The organism is Dorea sp. 210702-DFI.3.17 (assembly GCF_020560825.1).
Classification (GTDB): domain Bacteria; phylum Bacillota; class Clostridia; order Lachnospirales; family Lachnospiraceae; genus Dorea; species Dorea formicigenerans.
This window is the reverse complement of the sequence record NZ_JAJCNB010000172.1, coordinates 1-209: the sequence shown is the minus strand read 5'-3', so window position 1 is coordinate 209 and position 209 is coordinate 1. Positions and strand designations below refer to the sequence as shown.

Sequence of the window (209 nt, the reverse complement as noted above, 5' to 3'; positions counted from 1 at the left end):
ATATTGCGGATTGCCGGTGTCACAGTCATAATCTCGAAGACAGGAATCATTTTCTCATCAATAGATGGAACAAGCTGCTGTGAGATGACTGCCTGCAGTACCATGGATAACTGGACAGCTATCTGATGCTGCTGGTTTGGAGGAAATACATCGATAATGCGGTCGATCGTGCTGGCTGCACCAATCGTATGCAGGGTCGAGAAGATCAA

1 pseudogene is annotated in these 209 nt (G+C 46.9%); it reads right to left on the bottom strand.

Annotated features, from left to right (window positions below):
• Positions 1 to 209, bottom strand: a pseudogene (locus tag LI149_RS15375) (type IV pilus twitching motility protein PilT); the annotation flags it as partial.